Source organism: Streptosporangium sp. CA-115845 (genome assembly GCF_050943795.1).
Taxonomy (GTDB): Bacteria; Actinomycetota; Actinomycetes; order Streptosporangiales; family Streptosporangiaceae; genus Streptosporangium.
This window is the reverse complement of the sequence record NZ_CP191988.1, coordinates 2,894,043-2,915,630: the sequence shown is the minus strand read 5'-3', so window position 1 is coordinate 2,915,630 and position 21,588 is coordinate 2,894,043. Positions and strand designations below refer to the sequence as shown.

At 71.9% G+C, this 21,588-nt stretch carries 16 protein-coding genes; 11 read left to right on the top strand and 5 right to left on the bottom strand.

Features of this window, described 5'->3' with window-relative positions:
• Window positions 1-168 precede the first annotated feature (168 nt).
• From ACQP0P_RS15420 to ACQP0P_RS15400, 5 genes are all read left to right on the top strand, one after another.
• Window positions 169-780, top strand: a complete 612-nt coding sequence (locus ACQP0P_RS15420) for a C40 family peptidase (protein WP_433376726.1) — start codon at window positions 169-171, stop codon at window positions 778-780.
• Between the two features lie 88 nt (window positions 781-868).
• A complete protein-coding gene (locus ACQP0P_RS15415) occupies window positions 869-1,705 on the top strand; it encodes an LLM class flavin-dependent oxidoreductase (protein WP_433376723.1) in 837 nt (278 codons plus the stop codon).
• 408 nt (window positions 1,706-2,113) lie between these two features.
• Window positions 2,114-2,995, top strand: a complete 882-nt coding sequence (locus ACQP0P_RS15410) for an AAA family ATPase (protein WP_433376721.1) — start codon at window positions 2,114-2,116, stop codon at window positions 2,993-2,995.
• On the top strand, window positions 2,959-3,837 hold the full coding sequence (locus ACQP0P_RS15405; RefSeq protein WP_433376718.1) for a hypothetical protein: 879 nt from the start codon (window positions 2,959-2,961) through the stop codon (window positions 3,835-3,837). Before ACQP0P_RS15410 ends, ACQP0P_RS15405 begins: the two co-directional genes overlap by 37 nt.
• Window positions 3,828-6,161, top strand: a complete 2,334-nt coding sequence (locus ACQP0P_RS15400) for a S8 family serine peptidase (protein WP_433376715.1) — start codon at window positions 3,828-3,830, stop codon at window positions 6,159-6,161. The genes ACQP0P_RS15405 and ACQP0P_RS15400 overlap by 10 nt, the downstream gene beginning before the upstream one ends.
• 187 nt (window positions 6,162-6,348) lie before the next feature.
• Here the strand turns inward: ACQP0P_RS15400 and ACQP0P_RS15395 are convergent, their stop codons facing one another.
• The 3 genes from ACQP0P_RS15395 to ACQP0P_RS15385 all read right to left on the bottom strand — a co-directional run bounded on the left by ACQP0P_RS15395 (window position 6,349) and on the right by ACQP0P_RS15385 (window position 11,643).
• On the bottom strand, window positions 6,349-7,575 hold the full coding sequence (locus ACQP0P_RS15395) for a hypothetical protein (protein ID WP_433376712.1): 1,227 nt from the start codon (window positions 7,573-7,575) through the stop codon (window positions 6,349-6,351).
• A gap of 177 nt (window positions 7,576-7,752) precedes the next feature.
• Window positions 7,753-10,734 carry a bifunctional [glutamine synthetase] adenylyltransferase/[glutamine synthetase]-adenylyl-L-tyrosine phosphorylase gene (locus ACQP0P_RS15390; protein ID WP_433381890.1) on the bottom strand — a complete coding sequence of 994 codons (2,982 nt, stop codon included), beginning with the start codon at window positions 10,732-10,734 and terminating at the stop codon, window positions 7,753-7,755.
• Between the two features lie 207 nt (window positions 10,735-10,941).
• Window positions 10,942-11,643 carry a type 1 glutamine amidotransferase gene (locus ACQP0P_RS15385; RefSeq protein ID WP_433376709.1) on the bottom strand — a complete coding sequence of 234 codons (702 nt, stop codon included), beginning with the start codon at window positions 11,641-11,643 and terminating at the stop codon, window positions 10,942-10,944.
• Between the two features lie 165 nt (window positions 11,644-11,808).
• Here ACQP0P_RS15385 and ACQP0P_RS15380 point away from each other — a divergent pair, with 165 nt between their 5' ends.
• A complete protein-coding gene (locus ACQP0P_RS15380; protein ID WP_433376706.1) occupies window positions 11,809-12,672 on the top strand; it encodes an alpha/beta hydrolase in 864 nt (287 codons plus the stop codon).
• Between the two features lie 122 nt (window positions 12,673-12,794).
• Here ACQP0P_RS15380 and ACQP0P_RS15375 read toward each other — a convergent pair whose 3' ends face one another.
• The gene (locus ACQP0P_RS15375; protein WP_433376703.1) at window positions 12,795-13,520 is read right to left on the bottom strand and encodes a hypothetical protein; all 726 of its coding nucleotides are present in this window, start codon (window positions 13,518-13,520) and stop codon (window positions 12,795-12,797) included.
• 282 nt (window positions 13,521-13,802) lie between these two features.
• Window positions 13,803-15,164 carry a type I glutamate--ammonia ligase gene (gene glnA / locus ACQP0P_RS15370; RefSeq protein WP_433376700.1) on the bottom strand — a complete coding sequence of 454 codons (1,362 nt, stop codon included), beginning with the start codon at window positions 15,162-15,164 and terminating at the stop codon, window positions 13,803-13,805.
• Between the two features lie 184 nt (window positions 15,165-15,348).
• On the opposite strand from glnA, the gene ACQP0P_RS15365 reads away from it, so the two are divergent.
• From ACQP0P_RS15365 to ACQP0P_RS15345, 5 genes are all read left to right on the top strand, one after another.
• Window positions 15,349-16,194: a terpene synthase family protein gene (locus ACQP0P_RS15365; protein ID WP_433376697.1), complete on the top strand. Its 846-nt coding sequence runs from the start codon at window positions 15,349-15,351 to the stop codon at window positions 16,192-16,194.
• A gap of 35 nt (window positions 16,195-16,229) precedes the next feature.
• Window positions 16,230-16,775 (top strand): EF-hand domain-containing protein, encoded by a 546-nt coding sequence (locus tag ACQP0P_RS15360; RefSeq protein WP_433376694.1) that lies wholly within the window; start codon window positions 16,230-16,232, stop codon window positions 16,773-16,775.
• A gap of 59 nt (window positions 16,776-16,834) precedes the next feature.
• A complete protein-coding gene (locus tag ACQP0P_RS15355) occupies window positions 16,835-17,869 on the top strand; it encodes a terpene synthase family protein (protein WP_433376691.1) in 1,035 nt (344 codons plus the stop codon).
• Between the two features lie 216 nt (window positions 17,870-18,085).
• Window positions 18,086-20,008 carry a sensor histidine kinase gene (locus ACQP0P_RS15350; RefSeq protein ID WP_433376688.1) on the top strand — a complete coding sequence of 641 codons (1,923 nt, stop codon included), beginning with the start codon at window positions 18,086-18,088 and terminating at the stop codon, window positions 20,006-20,008.
• An 85-nt stretch (window positions 20,009-20,093) separates the two neighbouring features.
• Window positions 20,094-21,587, top strand: coding sequence for a BTAD domain-containing putative transcriptional regulator (locus ACQP0P_RS15345; protein WP_433376685.1), 1,494 nt, complete (start codon window positions 20,094-20,096; stop codon window positions 21,585-21,587).
• Window position 21,588 lies beyond the last annotated feature (1 nt).

Genomic DNA, 21,588 nt, shown 5'->3' with positions numbered 1-21,588 from the left:
GCGGCCCGGAGACGGAACTCGATGACCCGTGCCCGCGAGCGGAGCCACACATGAGCGGCAGGTGACGTCAACGAGTGGCCCGGTCCAGGACCGTCGGCATGTAACGCGCGGCGCCGGGTTGTTGGGCAGACTGGTCGTGACTTATGCGAATAAATCAGGCGAGGTGACGTGACAGAGGCCGGCCCTCACCGACTTCGCGTTCTTCTCGGACACCGGCGGCAGGCCATCGCGGCCGTGCTGCTGGGAATGCTCCTGCTGCTGAGCGCCTCGGTGCCGACCCTGCCGGTCGCCCTCAACCGGATCACCGCCATCGCGTACGCGATCGAGGCCGGATGGCACCAACCCGGCTGGAAGGGCGGCGGGATCCCGTACTCCTGGGGCGGCGGTCACGGTGAGGACCCGGGCCCCTCCCTCGGCACCTGCCAGGGCTACACCGGGGCGATCCGGCCCTGCCCGGCCACCCGGACCCTCGGCCTGGACTGCTCCGGTCTCACCCGCTGGGTCTACCACCTCGCCTACGGGCGCGACGTGCTGGGACCCGGCAACACCGACGACCACGTGAAGCGGCTCAAGAGGATCCCCGCCGCCGCGGCCAGGCCGGGAGACCTCGTCTTCTACGGCAAGATCGGCAAGCGTAGGATCAGGACTCATCACGTCGGCGTCTACGTCGGCCAGGGCAAGATGATCAATGCACGGAGGACCGGGACCGAGGTGCGGATCGATCGCGTCGCGGCCCTCGACGACCTCGCCGGCTACTTCCGCTACGCGGGGGGCCTCTGAGCCGCCCCGAAAACGGGATGCCACGAGAACTGCACAGCGGGAATCCCCGGCCTCCCGCACCGGGAAAGAGATCAACTGTAGGAGAGACATGCGTCTGGGCGTCATGTTCGATCGCGACCTTCCCCCCGAGTCGCTCATCCCCTTCTGCCGCCACCTGGACGCGGCCGAGGTGGACGACGTCTGGGTGGTGGAGGATCTCGGCTGGACCGGGGCGATCTCGTCGGCGGCCACCGCGCTCGCCGTCACCGAGCACCTGCGGGTGGGCATCGGGATCACCCCGGCGCCGCTGCGCAACCCCGCCCTGCTGGCCATGGAGCTGGGCAACCTGGCCCGGCTGCACCCGGGGCGGCTCGCGGCCGGCATCGGGCACGGCGTCCAGGACTGGATGCGCCAGGTGGGCGCACTCGCGCCCTCGCCGCTGACGCTGCTGGCGGAGACGATCACGGCGGTAGGCGAGCTGCTGCGCGGCGAGACGGTCACCCTGGAGGGCAAGGCCGTACGGCTCGACGGGGTGCGCCTGGCGCATCCCCCCGCCGTCGTGCCGCCGCTGCTGGCCGGGGTGCTGCGGCCCCGCTCGCTGGAACTGTCGGGACGCCTGGCGCAGGGCACGATCCTGCCCGACGGGGTCGGTTCGGGGAAGATCGAGGAGGCCCTCGCGCTGACCGGCGGGGGCGATCACGAGCTGGTGGTCTTCGTCAACCTCTACGTCGGCGACGACGCCGCGACGGTCACCGCTCTGGCCGCGGGTTCCGCCGAGTTCCTGAAGATCGCCCCGGACGAGGTGGTGATGGCGGTGGGTTCCGCCGAGGAGGCCGCCGACCAGGTCAGGTCACTGTGGGAGGCGGGTGCCCACACCGTCGTGGTCCGCCCGTTCGGCCCCGACCCGCTCCCCCAGGTCGACCTGCTGCTGGCCGAGCTCCGCTAGGCCCGTTTTCCGCACATGCCACGTCATCGCAGGTCAGCAGCTATATCTGATCCAGTACTGCCGTAGCACCCCGGGCGGCACAGGTCCGGTTTTCCTGACCGCGATGTCGTCGGCTCGCGCCCATCGGCGTGCCGCCTGTCCATCCACGTTCCGTGGGCACTGCCTGGCCCCCGGGTTCTGCCGGATCATGCTGCTCGACGAGCCGTCGGACTGGGCTGGGAGCAGGTGCGCGAGATCGAGTGCGGGCACACGCTGCGGATGGCCCCGGCCGTCGGCAACCTCGCCCCGGGCAATCCCCGGCCAGGGCGCGGCACATGTCCGGCGCGTGTGTGCGAGCGTGCCGGGGCCGAGGCGCTAGAGGGGCATAGCGTGACATTTCACCCGGCAGGCGCTTCAATGGCTTCGATCATGGACGATGCCGATGTGACCACGGAGCGGGTGATCTCGCCGATCCTCGTGGGCCGGGACATGGAGCTGCGGCGGCTGCTGGCGGCGGTGCGGCGTCCTCCGGCCGTCGTCATGATCGAGGGCGAGGCGGGCATCGGAAAGACACGGCTGGTCGGCGAGCTGGCCGCCGAGGACGAGCTGCGCGACCGGCCACCGCTCGTCGGCGGGTGCGCGCAGATCCGCGAGCCGTTCCCGCTCGGCCCCGTCGTCGAAGCGCTGCGCGGCGCCGCCGGCCGGTTTCCCGCGGTGGGTCTGTCGCCGGTGACCGGTGCTCTGCATCCGCTGTTGCCCGAACTCGCCGCCGTCCTCCCGGCGGCGCCCAGCCCACTGGACGCCCCCGCCGGGCTGCGGCATCGCGTGTTCCGCGGGCTCACGGAGCTGCTCGGCGCGCTCGGCCAGGTCGTGCTGGTACTGGAAGACCTGCACTGGGCCGACGAGCAGACGATCGAGTTCCTCGGCTACCTGCTCGCCGACCCGCCGCCCGGACTCGGACTCGTGCTCACTTTCCGAGGTGAGGAGGCCGGTCCCGGTCTGCGGGCGCTCACCGCGCGGTTACGGCCGGAGCTGACCCACACCCACCTCGTCCTGGCCCCGCTGGACGCCGCGCACACGAACGAGCTGACGGCCTCGATCCTGGGGACCGCGCAGGTGTCGGAGGAGTTCGCCGCCTATCTGTGCGAGCGGACGTCCGGCCTGCCGTACGCCATCCAGGAGCTTGTCGCGCTGCTGCGTGCCCGCGGCACGCTGGTCCAGCGCGGCGCCAGGTGGGCGCGCAAGACGCTCGACGATCTCGGTGCCCGGCCGGGGTGCGCGACTCGGTGCTGGAGCGGGTGCGCGGCCTGAGCGCGAACGCGCAGGCGGTGGCGGAGGCCGCGGCGGTGCTGCAGATGGGCGTGCCGGTGCCGGTGCTCGTGGCCACCTGCCGCGTGCCGAAGCAGGACGCCCACGAGGGCCTGGACGAGCTGCTCGACCGCGGCTTGTTCGTCGAGCGGGGCGGCACGGCGGGGTTCAGGCACGCGCTGGCCGTCCAGGCGGTGCACGGGAGCATCCCACTGTCCAGGCGGCAGGACCTGCACGCCCGCGCGGCCACGGCGGTGGCGGGGCAGCGTCCCACGCCGCTGGGCCAGATCGCACACCACCGTCGCCACGCCGGTCACCACGACGCCTGGGTGGACGCAGCGGAGAAAGCGGCCGACCAGGCCGTGGCGCTGGCCAACGACGCGGAGGCCGAGCGCCTGCTGGAGGCGGTGCTGCGGCACGTGCCGCGGCAGCCGGCGGAGGAAGGCGGGGACGCGCCTCTTGACCCGGCGCGGGAGGGCAGGCTCGCGGCGAAGCTGGGGTGGGCGGGTGGCTACGCGCTGGCCGCCGACGAGCTCGTCGGCCTGCTGCGCGGCGCCGCTGATCGCCAGCCGCCCGGACCGGTGCGCGGCGAGCTGAAGTACCTCATCGGGCTGAAGCTGGAGGCCGCGGGCGCACCGCGCAGGCCCTGCCCGCCAGCACCACCACCCGGTCGCTGCCCAGCATCGACGGCGCCGCGCTGGCGGTCGACAAGGCCGAGGCGGACGACTTCTGGGCCACCCTGCGCGGGCAGACGACCCAGGCGAAGGCGTCGCTGTCCGGCGGCGTCGGCAAGGTCTGGCTGGACGCCAGGGTCAAGGCCGACCTTGCCGAGAGCGTGCCGCTGATCGGCGCCCCCGAGGCGTGGAAGGCGGGCTTCGACGGCTCGGGCACCACGGTCGCCGTCCTGGACACCGGCGTCGACGCCACCCACCCCGACCTGGCCGGCAGGATCGCCGACAGCCGTAGCTTCGTCGACGGCCAGGAGGTGACCGACGGCCACGGCCACGGCACCCACGTCGCCGCCACCGTGGCGGGCTCGGGCGCGGCCTCCGGCGGTTCGCGCAAGGGCGTCGCCCCCGGCGCCCGGCTGGTCATCGGCAAGGTGCTCGGCGACTCGGGATCGGGCAACTTCTCCGGCATCATCGCCGGCATGGAGTGGGCCGCCACCGAGGCCAAGGCGAAGATCATCTCGATGAGCCTCGGCGGCACGCCCACCGCCGGCACCGACCCGATGTCCCAGGCCGTCGAGGACCTCAGCGCCTCGACGGGCACGCTGTTCGTGATCGCCGCGGGCAACACCGGGCCGGGCAGGGAGACCATCGGCACGCCCGGCGCGGCCGCGTCCGCGCTGACGGTGGCCGCCACCGACAAGTCCGACAAGCTCGCGGGCTTCTCCAGCCGAGGGCCGCGGGCCGGTGACGGCGCGCTCAAGCCGGACATCGCCGCCCCGGGCGTGGGCATCGTCGCCGCCCGTGCCGCGGGCACCGCGCTGGGCAGCCCGGTCGACGACCGCCACACCAGCCTGAACGGCACCTCGATGGCCACGCCGCACGTGGCGGGCGCCGCCGCGCTCCTGGCCCAGAAGCATCCCGGCTGGAACGGGCAGCGGCTCAAGGCGGCGCTGATGTCGACCGTCAAGGACGCCGGGTACACCGCCTACGAGCAGGGCGCGGACCGGGTCGACGTGGCCAGGGCCACCTCCCAGGAGGTCGTCTCCACCACGCCGAACCTGGACTACGGCGCCATCCCGGTCGGCACGGACGGCGCCGTGGAGCGGACCGTCACCTACGCCAACGACGGCGCCGCGGAGGTGACGCTGCCCCTCGGCGCCACCCTGGGCGAGGCCAAGGACGCGCTGACGCCGAGCGCCCCGTCGGTGACCGTCCCCGCCGGCGGCACCGCCTCCGTCACCGTCACCCTGCACCCGGACGGCCTGGCCAAGGGCGACCACACCGGCGCCGTGGTGGCCACCGGACCCTCCGGCGCGCACATCACGACCCCGGTGGGCCTGCGCCGCGGGCCCAAGAAGGTGCCGCTGACCGTCCACGTCGTCAACAGGCACGGCGACCTGCCGCTGGTGCAGGAATTCTGGGTGGCCGCGGGCGCGGTCGATGTCCCCGACACCTACGGCGCCGGTAAGCGCGAGTTCGTCGGCGACGGCACCTACTGCTACACCAACGGCCGGCTGGCGGCCGTGGACACCGCCTACCAGGCGCCGAAGGACCTCGACCATCAGTTCGAGGCATGGCACAGCTTCAAGCCGTTGGAGCGGATCTCGTTCTCGATGGCCTTCGGCTTCGCCACGCCCGCCAGGCGGACCGAGTACTTCAGCGGGTTCGCTACGGACACGCTGCGCAAGGGAACCGTCAGCGCTACCGACAGAGGGAGCTGGGAGCTGGAGACGACGATCGAGAAGCCCGGCAGGGACACCAGGCGCTGGGGCGCCGTCCCAGCCACCCCGGGCAGTCTGGTGCTCCCCGAGGTCCCCGGCGTCCAGTACGAAGTGATGTGCTCCATGTGCCGCATCGGCGACACGTTCCTGCCCGCCTACACCTTCGTGACCGGCAGCGGCCGACAGGCCGCCGAGGGCGGGAGTGTCAACACCAACGCGAAGCTGTTCAGGGACGGCAAGGAGATCCCGCGCGCCGGCGGCAGCGCGATCCCGGCGTTCACGCTGCCCAACGAGGAAGGCGTCTACCGGCTCGAACAGAGCGGCCCCGGCACCGTCAACGCCTGGACCTTCCACTCCAGGGGCCGCGACAAGGACACCGACCCGCCCACGCACGCCTGCTACCCGCTGGCCGGCTCGTCCGGCCCGTGCAACCCGCAACCGCTCGTGTTCGTCGGTTACGACCTGCGTGACACCCAGGCCCTGGACAACACCGTGCCGGCCGGCGGCAGGCACACCTTCGAGATCGACGTGACCCATTCCGCGTCCACCGAGCGGATGCCGGCCATCGCGGGGCTGAAGCTCGCCTACAGCACCGACGACGGCCGGACCTGGCAGGACGCCAGGGTGCACAAGATCCGCGACGGTGTCTACACCACCACGCTCACCTACCCCGCCCTCGCCAACACCAAGGGCGCCGTCTCCCTCAAGGCCGAGGCCTGGGACGCCGAAGGCAACAAGGCCGAACAGACCACCACCCGTGCCTTCCCCCTGCGCTGACCCCTGCAGGTGACCCGTGCCCGCCGCCCGCCGAGGGCGGCGGGTTTCGGCCTGGGCGGGCCCGTTATCCGATCCGCGACCGCGACCGGGACCGGGACCGGGACCGGGACCGGGACCGGGACCGGTCGGAGCGGATCAGGCCGTGTCGGCGCAGGATCGGTATGACCGCCTCGCACAGCGCGCTGGGCTAGGAACGGTTGCCCCGGACGCCGGTCAGGCGGCGCAGCACATCCCACCAGAACGAGGCGCCGAACAGCAGCGCCACCATGGTGAGCAGGTAGCCCGGCCAGTGGCCGGGGGTGATGAGCCGGTCCCACCAGGCTCCGCCGTTCCAGTGGAACGACGGATCGGCGGAGCCGTCGGGCGGGATCGTGATGCTCACGATCGCGTGGTCGAAGATCTTGACCAGCGCCGGGGAGCTGAGGGACTCGGTCACGCACCGGTAGGGCTCGGCGAGGCCGGCCTCGGCTCCCGCGCACTTGTCCTTCAGCGCGGCGTACCCCTCCCCGCCGCCGCCCGCGATGGCGGCCACCCCGGCGCGGTAGGCATTGTCGCGCAGCAGGGTCTTGCCGTACTCCAGCGCGTCCATGCTGAACAGCAGGGTCAGCACCAGACCCAGCGCGAACACCACCCACCTGACGTAGCGGGCGTAGAGGGTGGACAGGCGCTGCATCTCCCCGTTGAACCAGTCCTCGACGCCCTTCCGGAACTTCTGCGCGTCCCGCTGGGCCCCCTCCCAGACGCCCTTGAGATGGCCCGCGAGCGGGCTGCGGATGGCCTCCAGCTTGGCGAGCAGAGCGTCGACCCCACCCTCCTCCGCGGCGACCAGCTCCATCACGGCACCGGAGAACCGCTCGGGCGGGATGTTCGCGATGCTGGTGCGGGTGCCCTTGGGGTGGTCGATCTCCTGGAGCCGTTCGTACAGCCGCGCGGTCATGTCGACCGGTGGCGTGGGCGGCTCCGCACGGTCCTCGGCCGCGGGCCCGCCGACGCCCGCCTCGTCGGGTCCGGTCTCCTCGGCGGTCTTTCCCGCGGTGCCCTCCGGGGCGATTTCTTCGGCGATCTCCTCCGAGACCCTCTCCTCGGCGTTCTCGGTGGCCAGGACCGTGGCGGAGTCGACCCGTATCGGCTCGACCACGGCGGGCGCGGGATCGGGACTGTGCGCCGGGCGCGGATCGTCACCGGAGAAGGGCAGCTTCGCGAAGACGTCGGCTATCTTCGACGGGATCCACGACCTGCCGTCCTCTGGTGAGCCGTCCAGGGTGTCCCTGAGATAGGCCCAGAGGAACTTGCTGCGGATCCCGAGCAGCCGGACGATGGCCTCGTTGATCCCGCTCACCAGGAGCGACAGGAGCAGGAAGGCCAGGATCAGGCCGATGGCCAGATCAATGTAAACCGATATCAAAAGGATCACCCGGACCGTTGATACACGCCCGCCCCAGGCGGCGCAACGCGATCACCGAAAACGGGTCGGCTTTCGTGACGATCCGGGTCGGGTGGCAGGCGTCCACTCCGCCCCGAGGAGCGGAGATCCTTACCCACCGCGCGGGCCTCGTCCTCTCACGTGGCCGGAGCAAGGCCCCGAGAACGGTCAGCCCTCGTAGAAGACGCGCTCCACGACCCGGCGGGCCCGGCGGGTGACGCGGCGGTAGTCGTCCACGAAGTCCTCCGTACCGTCGGGCGGGTAGCCGAGGGCGCAGGCGACGAGCATGCGCTCGCGGACGTCCACCGGGATCGTGTCCGAGGCCCGGCCCCGGACCACCACGATGGCGTCGCGGATGCGGGAGGCGAACCGCCATGCCTCGGCGAGCATCGCCTCGTCGGCCTCCGCGAGCAGGCCCTCGGCGACCGCCGCGCCCAGGGCCTCCAGGGTGCGGGTGGTCCGCAGCGACGGGAGGCGCCCGGCGTGGCGGAGCTGGATGAGCTGGGCAACCCACTCCACGTCGGACAGCCCACCGGGGCCGAGCTTGGTGTGCAGGGCGGGATCGGTGCCGCGCGGGAGCCGTTCGGCCTCCATCCGGGCCTTGAGCCTGCGGATCTCCAGCACCGCCGCCTCGGAGATGCCCCCGGGCGGATAGCGCAGCGGGTCGGCCAGGTGCAGCAGGCCGACCCCGAGCTCGGCGTCCCCGGCGGAGAAGCGGGCGCGCAGCAACGCCTGCGACTCCCAGGGCGAGGACCACCGCTCGTAGTAGGCCGCGTACGAGGCCAGGGTGCGGACCAGCGGCCCGGCCTTGCCCTCGGGACGCAAGGAGGGGTCGATGAGCAGCGGCGGGTCGGGGGCGGGCAGGGCCAGCAGCCGGCGCAGCTCGTTGGCCACCTCGAACGCCATCTCGGTGGCCGCGCGCTCGGCCATCCCCTCCAGCGGAGAGTGCACGAACATCACGTCGGCGTCACTGCCGTAGGAGGACTCGATCCCGCCCAGGCGCCCCATCGCGATCACCGCGAACCTGGTGCCCAGCGGGGTGCGGCGTTCCATCTCGACCTTATGGATCGCGGCGTCGAGCGCGGCCTGGATCGTCACGTCGTTGAGCCCGGACAGCGTCTGGCCGACCTCCTCGATGTCGATGAGCCCGGAGAGGTCGGCGACGGCGGTGCGGAGCAGTTCCCTGCGGCGCAGCCCCCGGACCGCGGCCACCGCGCCCTCGGCGTCCCCCGGATGGCGGGCGACCACGGTCCGCGCCTCCGACAGCAGCGCCTCGGCGGGCCTGGGGGCCAGCTCGGTGTCCGAGCCGAGCATCGCGACCGACTCCGGTGCGTTCATCAGCAGCCCCGTCACGTAGCGGCTGGTACCGAGCATCCGGGCCAGCTGCGAGGCCACCGCGGTCTCGTCGCGCAGCAGTCGCAGGTACCACGGGGTGGAGCCGAGCTTGTCGGAGACCTGACGGAAGCCGAGCAGACCGGCGTCGGGGTCGGGGGCGTCGGCGAACCAGCCGAGCATGACCGGAAGGAGGGTGCGCTGGATCGCGGCACGGCGGGAGACACCCGTGGTCAGCGCGCTGATGTGGCGTAGCGCCCCGGCCGGGTCGGTGTAGCCGAGCGCCTCCAGGCGGGCCTTGGCCGCGGCGGTGGAGAGCCGGTCCTCGGACTCGGGCAGCCGGGCCACCGCCTGCAACAACGGCCGGTAGAACAGCTTCTCGTGCAGGCGCCGTACCTCCATGGCGTGCCGCCGCCACCTGGTGGTGAACTCTCCCACCGGATCGGCGGTCATACCCAGACTCCTGCCGAGGCGGCGCAGGTCGGCGTTGCCATCGGGCACCACATGCGTGCGGCGGAGCCGGTGCAGCTGGATGAGGTGCTCGACCTGGCGCAGGAAGGTGTACGCCTCGGCGAGGGCCTTGGCGTCGTCCCTGCCCACGTAGCCGCCGCGGGAGAGGGCGGCGAGCGCGGGAAGCGTGGCACGGCGGCGCAGCAGCGGGTCGAGCCGGCCGTGAACGAGCTGGAGCAGCTGCACCGCGAACTCGATGTCGCGCAACCCGCCCGGCCCCAGCTTGAGCTGGCGCTCGGCCTCGCCGCCGCGGACGTGCTCCTCCACCCGGCGGCGCATGGCCTGCACGTCCTCGACGAACTTGTCCCGGGTGGCGGCCTGCCAGACCATCTCGTTCACCGCGGCGACGTACTGCTCTCCGAGTTCGGTGTCACCCGCGACCGGCCGTGCCTTCAGCAGTGCCTGGAACTCCCACGTCTTGGCCCAGCGCCGGTAGTAGGCCAGGTGACTGGCGAGGGTGCGGACCAGCGGCCCGGCCTTGCCCTCGGGGCGCAGCGCCGCGTCGACCTCCCACAGCGCCCCTTCCGGGGTACTGGTCGAACAGGCGCGCATCATGCCCTGGGCCAGCCGGGTGGCGAGCTTGATGGCCCCGTGCTCGTCGAGGGAGCCGTCGGCCCCCTCTCTCGGCTCGGCCACGAAGACGACGTCGACGTCGCTGATGTAGTTGAGCTCGCGCGCCCCGCACTTGCCCATGCCGATGACGGCCAGCCGCACCGCCCCCGCCTCCGGGTGCTCCGACCTGGCGACGGCGAGCCCCGCCTCCAGCGCGGCCCCGGCCAGGGCGGACAGCTCGGCGGTCACCTCCGACAGCGAGACGGCCCCGGTGACGTCGCGCGCGGCGAGGTGGAGCAGGCGGCCCCGGTAGGCGACGCGCAGCGCCGAGAGGGTGGCGGTGGAGGCGTCGGCGGCCCTCGGCTCGGGGTCGTCGGGCTCGGCGCCGACCGCGAGCAGCAGCTCCGCGCGGAGCTCCCCCTCGCCCGGGCGCTCCATCGCCGACACCCCGCAGAGCAGGCGCCAGTGCTCCGGGTGCCTGACGACATGGTCGCCGAGCGCGGCGCTGACGCCGAAGACGCCGAGCAACCGGTCACGCAGCCCGGAATCCGACCGGAGCGCTCCAAGAACACTGGGATCCTGCTCGGCCAGCCGGTTCAGCGAGATGAGCGCCAGGTCGGGATCGGCCGCGGCGACCAGCGAGGTCAGCAGGTCGATGTCTCCGAAGGCCTCCGGTCCCAGTTCGTCGAGCAGCCGCTCGGCCCTGGCCCCGTCGGCGAAGCCGAGCCTGGCCAGACGCCCGGCAGTCGTCTGCATCCGGGGCACGGTCTCCACCGACCCTCCATGGTCCTCGATCACAGGCACGGGTGCCCTTCCTCAATCCTTACCCCGAGCGATCAAAGGTGCACGCCCCTCGCGGTCGCGTCGGCCTCGGCGCGCACCTCGGGCATTCGGAGCGTCGCCGCACAGGCTAATCCTGAAACTGTGCGGCGTCGTTAGCGGATTCGGAACGTAATCGCTCAGTCACGCGGTTTGGACGACGGTGGCGAATCGCTCGGCGAGCGGCCTCCAAGCGGCGACGAGCCGCTCTCTGGCCTCCTTCACCTGCGTGTTGAGCTCCTCGACCGGGTGGCCCAGGTCGGTCAGGCGGTCGGCCGAGCCGGCCGTCCAGCCGGCGAAGATCTCCGGGGTGGCCTCGGGGTGGAACTGCACCGCCCAGGCGTTCTCCCCCAGCCGGTAGGCCTGGTTGGGGTAGGGGTCGCCGGTGGCCAGCGGCACCGCGCCCGCGGGGAGCCGCGTGATCGCGTCGCGGTGGTACTGGACGGCGGGGGAGGAGGCAAGGCCGGTGAACAGCGGGTCCGCCCCGGCCGCCGGCAGCGGGACGACCTCGGTCGCGCCCACCTCCAGCCCGTGCTCTCCGCGCTCGACGGCGCCACCGCAGGCGAGCGTCATGAGCTGGGCGCCCAGGCAGATCCCCAGGGTGGGCACGCCCGCCTCGACACAGCCGCGGATCAGGTCTCGGGTGGCGGGCAGCCAGGGGTACTGCTCGTCCTCCCAGGCCGCCGCCTCGCCGCCGAGGACGATCAGCCCGTCGGCGGCCCGCTCGGGCACGGCCTCACCCAGGTAGGGCCGGACGATCTCGCAGGCGACCCCGGCTCCGGACAGCCATTCGGTGAGGAACCCGAGGCCCGCGTCCGCCTCGTGCTCGATGACGGTAATTCTCATACGGCAATTATGGGCTCAAACGGGCACAAGGGCGGACGCAAAAAACCGGAGAGCCGCCGCCGTCACGCTCTCGGCGACCTGACCGGATCCAGATACATTGCCGAAGGGCCGCGTTCCCCCCTTCGCCGGAGGAAGGCGGAGGTCTCCAGTTCCAAGGAGTACCGATTGAATCCCGTCCTGAGTGATGTCGAGGTCCCCGGCGGTGCGCTGCGTGTCGCCAGGTTCGGAACCGGGCCGCGCGTGATCGTGGCCGTGCACGGCATCACCGCCTCGCTCATGTCCTGGACCGGCGTCGCCCGCAGGCTGCCCGCCGAGTGGTCGCTGGTCGCGATGGACCTGCGCGGCCGTGGCCACAGCGCCGGGCTCCCCGGCCCGTACGGCCTGGCCAGGCACGCCGAGGACGTGAACCTCGTCGCCCGGTCCGTGGACGCGGAGTCCGGCATCGTGCTCACCGGCCACTCGATGGGCGCCTACGTCACCGCGCTCGCCGCGGCGGGCCACGACTACGCCAAGGTGGTGCTGGTCGACGGCGGGCTCCCGCTGCCGATGCCTCCCGGCGCGGCCCCCGACGCGGTGATCGAGGCCACGCTCGGGCCCGCCGTCGCCCGGCTGGCCCAGACCTTCCCGAGCGTCGGCGCGTACGTGGACTTCTTCAAGGCCCACCCGGCCTTCGTCGACGCGTGGACCGAGGAGGCGGAGGAGTACGTCCGCTACGACGCCTCGGGGCCGGAAGGCGCGGTGCGCTCGCGGGCGCGGCAGGAGCCGGTCCGCGAGGACGGCCGGTGGATGCTCACCGAGGGTGAGGCGATCGGTGCCGCGCTGCGGGCGATCACCTCACCCCTGTCGCTGCTGCGCGCCCCGAGGGGGCTGCTGAACCAGCCGGTCGGCATGTTGCCCGACGAGCTCGCCGCCGTGTGGACCGCACAGGTGCCCTCGCTGAAGGACGAGGTGGTCGAGGACTGCAACCACTACACAATCCTCTTCGACGACCGCTGTGCCTCGCTGATCGCCGATCATCTCACCCGTTGACCGTAGGGAACGGCAGGGCAGGCACCCGTACCGGGCCCCGCCCGGCCGATCCCGCCGTGGCGAGGATCGGCCGGGCGGGTCTCGTAGGGCGGCCGCGGGCAAGGGATTCCAGGGGGCAGGACCTAGGCGGGCACGATCCAGACGGCCTTGGCGGCGGCGACCAGGGTGCCGTCGACCTCGTAGATGGCGCTCTCCCCAAAGAGCTTGCGGCCCTCGCGGCCACTGGCGCGGGCGACGACGGAGTAGGTGCCGCCGGGATAGATCCGGCGGTGCAGCCGCGCGGTCAGCCGGCCGAGCAGGGCGAAGTCGCCCGGCTGGAAGTGCGTCCAGCCGGTGGGGCAGTCGAGGGCGGCCCAGACGATCGCGTCGGGGACGGCGCCGTCCTCGTCGGTGACGGTCATCGGGACCCGCCAGCCGGCGGCGATCAGGCCGGTGCCGGACACCGGGCCGGGGAAGATCCGCAGGCCGTCGCCGGGATCGCGCAGACCGCACGCGAAGCAGCCGGGGCAGGCGTGTCCGACGAGACCGGCGAAGCCGCCCTCGGCCCGCGCCGCCTCGTTGAAGGGCACGAAGGCCGGTACGTCGAACTCTTCGGTGACCGTGATGGCCTCGACGAGGAGCCTCTCACCGTCGGTGAGGGTCGCGGTGTTGGCGAGGTGGCGCAGGGACAGCTCGGTATCCAGTGGCGTGGGCGCGTGGAGCGTGACCTCGACGGCCGAGTCGTGCCGGGCGCCGTGCAACGCCTCGGAGACCGTGCCCGCGATCCATCCGCCGTTCGCGGAGCCCTCGGGGCCGCGGAAACGCGCCGGAACGGTCAGCACGGTCTGCAGCTCGGCAGCCGTCGTCATGCCGCACCTCCTGTCGCCTTTATGGCGATTAATCATCAAAAATAATGGTATTCGGACTAACCGATTTTACCGGACTGCTTGTACATACAGCCAACTCGGGGTCGATGACGCCTCGATGAGCAGCGGGTAACACCGGTATGACGTTCGGCGGGCGGCGTCGGATTACCCGCCTCCGCGGCGTGTCGGCACACCGCCGGCAACGGCCGCGCGGCACGGTCCGCGCGGTCGTTGCCGGCACGACGGGAGCCCTCGGCACCCGCCGTGCCGGCGACGCGGAAGCGGCTAGAGAACCGGCAGGTAGCGGCCGAGTTCGAATTCGGTGACCTGGCGGCGGTAATCATTCCATTCGGCACGCTTGTTACGCAGGAAGTAGTCGAAGACATGCTCACCGAGGGTCTCGGCGACGAGCTCGCTGCGCTCCATGACCGCGATGGCCTCGTCCAGCGACTGGGGCAGCGGCTGGATGCCCAGCGCCCTGCGCTCGGCCGGGGTCAGCGCCCAGACGTCGTCCTCGGCTCCGGGGGGCATCTCGTACCCCTCCTCGATTCCCTTCAGACCGGCCGCCAGGATCACGGCGAAGGCCAGGTAGGGGTTGCAGGCGGAGTCGAGCGAGCGGAACTCGATGCGGGTCGAGCCGCCCTTGTGCGGCTTGTACATCGGCACCCGGACCAGGGCCGAGCGGTTGTTGTGGCCCCAGGAGATGTAGCTCGGGGCCTCGCCACCGGCTCCGGCGATCGCCTCGGCGCCGCCCCAGAGCCGCTTGTAGGAGTTGACCCACTGGTTGCAGACCGCGGTGATCTCGGCGGCGTGCGCCAGCAGACCGCCTATGAAGGAGCGGCCGATCTTGGAGAGCTGGTAGTCGGCGCCCGGCTCGTAGAAGGCGTTACGGTCGCCCTCGAAGAGCGACATGTGGGTGTGCATGCCGGAGCCGGGATGCTCGGTGAAGGGCTTGGGCATGAAGCTCGCCCAGATGCCCTGCTCCAGCGCGACCTCCTTCATGACCAGGCGGAAGGTCATGATGTTGTCGGCGGTGGTGAGCGCGTCGGCGTAGCGCAGGTCGATCTCCTGCTGGCCCGGACCGCCCTCGTGGTGGCTGTACTCGACGGAGATGCCCATCGACTCCAGCATCATGATCGCGTTACGCCGGAAGTCGTGGCCCGAGCTGTGCGGGGTGTGGTCGAAGTAGCCGCCGCCGTCGATCGGCTCGGGCCGCTCGATGCCCTCCGGCCGGTTCTTCAGCAGGAAGAACTCGATCTCCGGGTGGGTGTAGAAACTGAAGCCCATGTCGGAGGCCTTCGACAGGGTGCGCTTGAGCACCCAGCGCGGGTCCGCGTGCGAAGGCGAGCCGTCCGGCATGAGGATGTCGCAGAACATCCGGGCCGCCCCCGGCGTCTCGCTGCGCCACGGAAGGATCTGGAAGGTCGACGGGTCGGGCTTGGCGAGCATGTCCGACTCGTAGACCCGGGCGAAGCCCTCGATCGCCGAGCCGTCGAAGCCGATGCCCTCGGCGAAGGCTCCCTCAAGTTCGGCCGGGGCGATGGCCACCGACTTCAGGAACCCGAGCACATCGGTGAACCACAGCCGGATGAACCGGATGTCGCGCTCCTCAAGGGTGCGGAGAACGAACTCCTGCTGGCGGTCCAAGGCTTCTCCTTCATTGCCGACGTGCTGCGACACGCCTGGTGGTCTATCAGTTTGCCCGCTAAGTGTTTCGCACACGTTACGAGGAAGAACAGTGAGATGCGCGTCGCGCCTCCGCTCGACAGACCCCGTCTCCTCTTACAGTGTGCGACCGGAGCCGCTGGAAGTTCGATCCGGGGGGGAAACGATGATGCGCGCTGAAGTTCCCGAATCACCGTACGCGGTCTCGTCGCCGGTCAGGCTCACCGAACGCCTCGCGGCATTGACGATGCCCTGCCCCGTCCACCCGTCGATACACCTGGTCGAGGCCGCCGCGTCCGACTGGGCCCACACGGCCGGGCTGACCCCCGATCCCACCGCCTCCTGGCTGGCCGGGCGGGCGTTCGCCCGCTGCGAAACCCGCGCGGTCACGCTGCTCGCCCGCTGGCTGACCTGGGAGGCGCGCCTGCGCGAGGAACCCGCGGCGCTCACCCCGGTCCTCGCCGTGGCCGCGGGCGGCGAGCCGGGCACGGCACCGCTGACGCGGGCCTTCGCCGATCTCTGGGGAGCGTGCGCCCCCCGGATGAGTGACGCCTGGCGCGAGCGCTTCACCGCCGGACTGGCCACCGGCGCGCATCCGGCCGGCGAGCACGCGAACACCTTCGGCCGCCGGCTGCTGGACCTGGTGGAGCCCTGCTACGGGGTGGAGGTGCCCGCCCCGGTACGGCGGAGCCCGCGCTGGCGGACGCTCGTCGAGGCGAGCGGCGACGTGACCACCTGGTGCGCGGAGGCGGCGGCCGAACACGACGGCGCGAGAGGCGCCTTCCTGGAACGCTCCGACCGGATGACGGAGGAGCGGGTGATCGACCGCGTGGCCACCCGGATGGAGGAGCTGTGGACGGCGGCCCGCGCGATCCCGGCGCTCACCGAGCGGCACGATCTCGGCTTCGCCGCCTCCCGGGAGGTGACACGGGTGGCATGTGCTTTCTTGACCATCCCGAGGGCTTATCTGGAGTGGCTCCTGGAAACACCCCGCTATCGTCACTTAGGGTAACAGTTCGAGTTCATCAAGTGACGACGGAGTAAACGATGAGCACCAGGCTCCTCAATCGCAAGCTTGACCGTGCCTTCGAGCACATGGACGCCGACGGCAGCGGATCGATCGAGCGCGAGGACCTTCTCGGCCTCGAAGCCCGGATCCTCGTCGGCTTCGGCGAGTCGCCGACCTCCCCGGCCGGCAGCAGGCTCATCCAGGGCTTCGAGGGGATCTGGCGGACGCTGGCCGCGGAGATCGACACCGACGGCGACCGTGCGATCTCCCCGGAGGAGTTCCGCGCCGGCATGACCTCCGCGTTCGTCGAGGGCGACCGGTTCGACGCGGTCTTCGGACCCGCGGCCGAGGCGGTGGCCTGGCTGTGCGACACCGACGGCGACGGCGCCGTCGGGCCGGACGAGTTCTGGGTCATGATGGCCGCGTTCGGCACCTCCCGCGAGGACGTGACGGCCGCCTTCGAGCGGCTCGACGGCGACGGCGACGGCGCGGTGTCCGTGGGCGAGCTGGTCGAGGCGACCCGGCAGTTCTACACGGGCACCGATCCGGACGTGGCCGGCAACTGGCTGTTCGGTCCGCTGTAGTGGCTCTCACCCCAACGTTCGGCGATCCCCTGACCTTTCCCCGACCCCACTCACAGCCCTTGCCACACTCCCTGCACACCCCCCTCTCACCCGTCGCGCGTCCCTTCGCCGCCCCGCCCCCCGAGAGCGCGGGATATCCGGGCGGGGTGGCCGCGGCTTCGCTGCTCCCCCTCGCCGAGCTCGTACCGGCGATGTCGGCACCGTGCCGGATGCATCCCTCGGTCGACCTGATCGGCGCCGAGCTCGCCGGCTGGGCCCGCGAGGCCGGGCTGGAGGCTCCCCCGCGCGCCGGGTTCGAGCGGATGGCGGGCCGGGCCTTCGCCGGGTTCGGCGTGGAGGCGGCGCTGTTGTTCGCCAAATGGCTGACCTGGCTGTTCCATTTCGACGACGAGTGGGATGAGAAGCCCGCCGGGCGCGCGGCCGAGATCGTGGAGGCCACCTTCGCCAGACTCGACCTCGTCGCGCGCGCTCCCGTCCACGCCTCCTCGCCCGTCGAGACCGCCTTCGCCGGCCTCTGGGAGATCACCGCGGGGCGGATGAGCACCCGGTGGCGGCACCGGTTCCTGGCGGGGCTGGCGGCGCAGGGCGAGGCATGCCGCACCGAGGCCGAGAACCGGTGCGCGGGCCGGGTGCCCTCCCCCGCGGAGTATCCGCGGCTGCGGCGGGGCACCGCGGGCCCCTACCTGTTCGACCTGGTGGAGCCCTGCCTGGGAGTGGAGGTGCCCGCGGGGCTGCGCGAGAGCACGACCTGGCGGACGCTGGTGGACGCCTGCAACGACGTCACCGCGTGGTGCAACGACGTCGCCTCGCACCACAAGGAGCGGGCCAACGGCGACGTGCACAACTACGTGACGGTCGCCGCGACCGCGTTCGGGCTCTCCGACGGCGCCGCCGTCACCTGGGTGAACGATCGGATCGCCGCCCGCGCCGAGGACCTGCGGATCTCCGCGCGCCGGCTGCCGGCGCTGTTCGACCGGTTCGAGCTGTCGATCGGCCAGGCCAGGGAGGTCAGCAAGGTCGCGTGCGCGTTCCTCGCGGCGCCGAGAGCACAGTTGGAATGGCTCCTGGAGTCCAGCCGGTACGACGTGCCGTGACCGGCCCGCTCCCATCCGGGCGAGTCCGCCCGGGTGGGAGCGGTGTCCTGCCCCAAGCCCCGCCGGCGATCGGGCCGACTCTGGGGCTCCGTACGAGATACACCCTGCTTTGATCGCTTATTGATTGGATTGCGCTTCAAGCCGGTTAAGGTCCTTCCAAGTACCAGATGAAGGGCCTGAACCACCATGCGCGGGCTGAACCTGTTGATCCAAAGGGTGACGCCTGTCCGGGGGCGGGTCGCGGCGGTGCTGATCACCAGCGCGTCCGGCGCGATGGTGTGTGTGAACATCTGGGTCACGGCGTTGCTCCCACAGCCCCGCTACACGCCGCTGCCGTTCGCGCCGGAGGACGTGGCCGGCACCGCGTTTCCCATCCTCGGAGCGCTGCTGGTGTTCCAGCGGCCCCGGCTGGTCATCGGCTGGCTGCTCTGCCTGGGCGGGCTGTTCTCCGCGCTGAACAGTCTCACCATGAACCTCACCCTCCTGGGCATGGCACGGGAGTGGACGGTTCCGCCCGAGGCCACCTGGACGCTCGCGGGGGTGAACTGGAGACTGACCATCCTGTTCCTGGTCGTGCTGCTGCCGCTGCTCTACCCGGACGGAAGGCTGCCCTCCCCGCGCTGGCGGCCACTGATCTGGGCCTCGGTCGCCGTCCTGGCGGTCGACGTACTCGTCACGGACTTCATGTCCTTGCCGGGGAGAGGGGACACCTACCCCCTCAGGTTCTCCCTGGACATGCTCACCAACGCGGTGATCCTCCTGGCCTTCGCCTCGCTGGCCATGCGGTTTCGGCGGGCGGACGCCGAAGAGCGCAGGCAGATCCTGTGGCCGCTGGTCGCGATCGCCACGGTCGTCGTCCCCTGGGTGCTCGGCAACCCGGTGTGGTGGCTGGCGTCGTTCACGATCCCGCTGGTCCCGCTCGCGATCACCTTCTCGGTACTGCGGTACCGCCTCTACGGGATCGACACGCTGATCACCAGGGCTCTGGTCGGCGCGGGCCTGGTCGGCGTGATCGGCGGGGTGTACGTGGCGGTGGGCACCGCCTCCAGCCTGTTCCTGTCGGACGTGGACCGGATCGGCGGCCTGGTCGCCGCGCTCTGCGCGGGGGCGTTCTTCCACCCGATACGGCGGGTGCTCCAGCGCGGCGCCGACCGCCTGCTCTACGGCAGCAAGGGCGACCCGGTGACGCTGGCCGCCGAACTCGGGCGCAGGCTGCAGCACACCGATCCGGCGGGCGGGCTGACCGCCGCCTTGGAGGTGCTGCGCGACGGTCTGGCCGTCACCGGTACGGGCGTGCGCTTTTCCGGCGGCTGGCCCGAGGAGGCGACTGCGGGGACACTGGAGGAGGTGGCGCGCGACATCCGGCTGGTGTGGCACGGCGAACCCGTCGGCCGCCTGCTCATCGGCCCGCCGGGGGCCAGGCGCCTGCCGGCCACGCACAACGAGCGGGTCATCGCCGCGCTCACGCCGTACGTGGCGGACGCGGCCCACGCGGTCCGGCTGGTCGGCGCGCTGCGGCGTTCCCGGGAGCGGATCGTCACCACCCGAGAGGAGGAACGCCGCCGCCTCCGCCGTGACCTGCACGACGGCCTCGGCCAGTCACTCAGCGGGATGGCGATGTCCATCAACGCGGCCAGGCACTCCCTGCGCGTCTCCCCCGAGACGGCCGAGCGGATGCTCAGCGAGCTGCGATCCGGCATGGACGGCGTCACCAGCGACATCAGGCACCTGGTGTACGGCCTGCGACCGCCCACCCTCGACGAGCTGGGCCTGGCCGGCGCGCTGGCGGAGATGGCGGGCCCCGGCGTCACCGTGGAGGTCAGGGGCGAGCTGCCGGGGCTGCCTGCCGCCACCGAGGTGGCCGCGTACCGGATCGCGCAGGAGGCACTGACCAACGCCCGCAAGCACGCCGGTGCCACGACGGTGCGACTGTCGCTGGAACGCGGTGCGGACTCCTTGGGCATCCGGGTGCACGACGACGGGATCGGCATCCCCGCGGAGCGTCGTGCGGGGATCGGGCTGGCCTCGATGCGCGAGCGGGCCGCCGAACTCGGCGGGACATGCATGATCACGGCACCGCCCGAGGGAGGTACCACGGTCGAAGCCGTTCTTCCGGTGAACTTGAATGTGGAGATATGACCACCGATGATTTCTTACAGCCTGCGAACGATGGTGAGTATTGCCCTATGACGTTGGTCCAGGTAGCTCTAACCTTGCGCCTGCAATGCTGACATTTCGTGCTCTCGGACCGTTCCAGGCGCGCCACGACGGCACGCTGCTCGATCTCGGCGGCCAGCGCCAGATGGCGGTGCTGGCCCGGCTCCTCGTAGCCGGTGGCCGCGCCGTCCCGGTGACCATGCTGATCGACGAGCTGTGGCCGGGTGAGCCTCCGACCCAGGCCCTGTCGACCATCCAGGGATACGTGTCGCGGCTGCGGCGCGCCCTGGAACCAGGCCGCGCGCCGCGGGAGGAGGCCGAGGTACTGGTCTCCGCCCCGCCGGGCTACGCGCTGCGCGCCTCAGCAGACCAGGTGGACTCCTGGATGTTCGAGAACGCGGTCAAGGCCGGTGGTGAACCCGCCGAGGTGTGGTCTCGCCTGGAGACCGCCCTCGCGCTCTGGCGGGGCCCGGCCCTGGCCGAGTTCTCCGACCTGCCGTGGGCGGTGACCGAGGCGGGCCGGTTGGAGGAGCTGCGGCTGATCGCGGTCGAACGCCGCGCCGACGCGGGACTCCTCCTCGGTCACTCCGGCGCCCTGGTCGCCGACCTGGAGGCGCACGCCTCGGCGCACCCGCTGCGGGAGGAGGCCTGGCGGCTGCTCGCACTGGCCCTGTACCGCAACGGCAGGCAGGGGGACGCGTTGGGAGCGCTCCGACGGGCCAGGGGGATGCTCCGCGACGAGCTCGGCCTCGACCTCGGCGCCGCCCTGCAGCGCCTGGAGTCCGACATGCTGGCCCAGGCCGTTCACCTCGACCCGCCCGCGGAGCCGGTCGCCGCGCGCACGGCGGAACCGGCGGCACCGCGCCCGACGGCCACCGAGGAGCGGGCGCGGGCACTGCCCGGGCTGCGCATCGTGGTGGTGGACGACCAGGCACTGGTCCGCACCGGCCTGCGCGTGGTGCTGGACAGCGAGCCCGGCTTCGAGCTCGTCGGGGAGGCGGAGAACGGCGAGCAGGCGATCGCCGTGGTCCGGGAGACCGCTCCGGACCTGGTGCTGATGGACATCCAGATGCCCAGGCTGGACGGGCTGACCGCCGCGCGACGGATTCTGGCCGATGAGGCACCGCCGAAGGTCGTCATGATGACCACCTTCGGCACGGACGACAACCTCTACGCGGCGCTGCGCGCGGGGGTGAGCGGGTTCGTCCTCAAGACGTCGGCGCCCGAGCAGCTCATCACCGCGATACGGGCCGCGCAGGCGGGGGACGCGTTGATCGATCCCGCCGTCACCACCCGCCTGATCGCGGCCTTCGCCGGGCGCACCAACCCGTCCGCGCCACCCGGCCTGGCCGGTCTCGGGGACGCGGACCTCGATTTGATGAAGCTGGTCGCCAGGGGGCTGACCAACCGGCAGATCGCGGCGACCCTCGCGGTCTCCGAGCGGTCGGTCTCCCAGTCGGTGGTCAAGCTGCTGGACCACCTCGGGCTGTTCGACCGGGCCCAGCTCGTCGTCACCGCGTACGAGTCCGGACTGGTCAACCCCGGCGACGTGGGCAGATAGC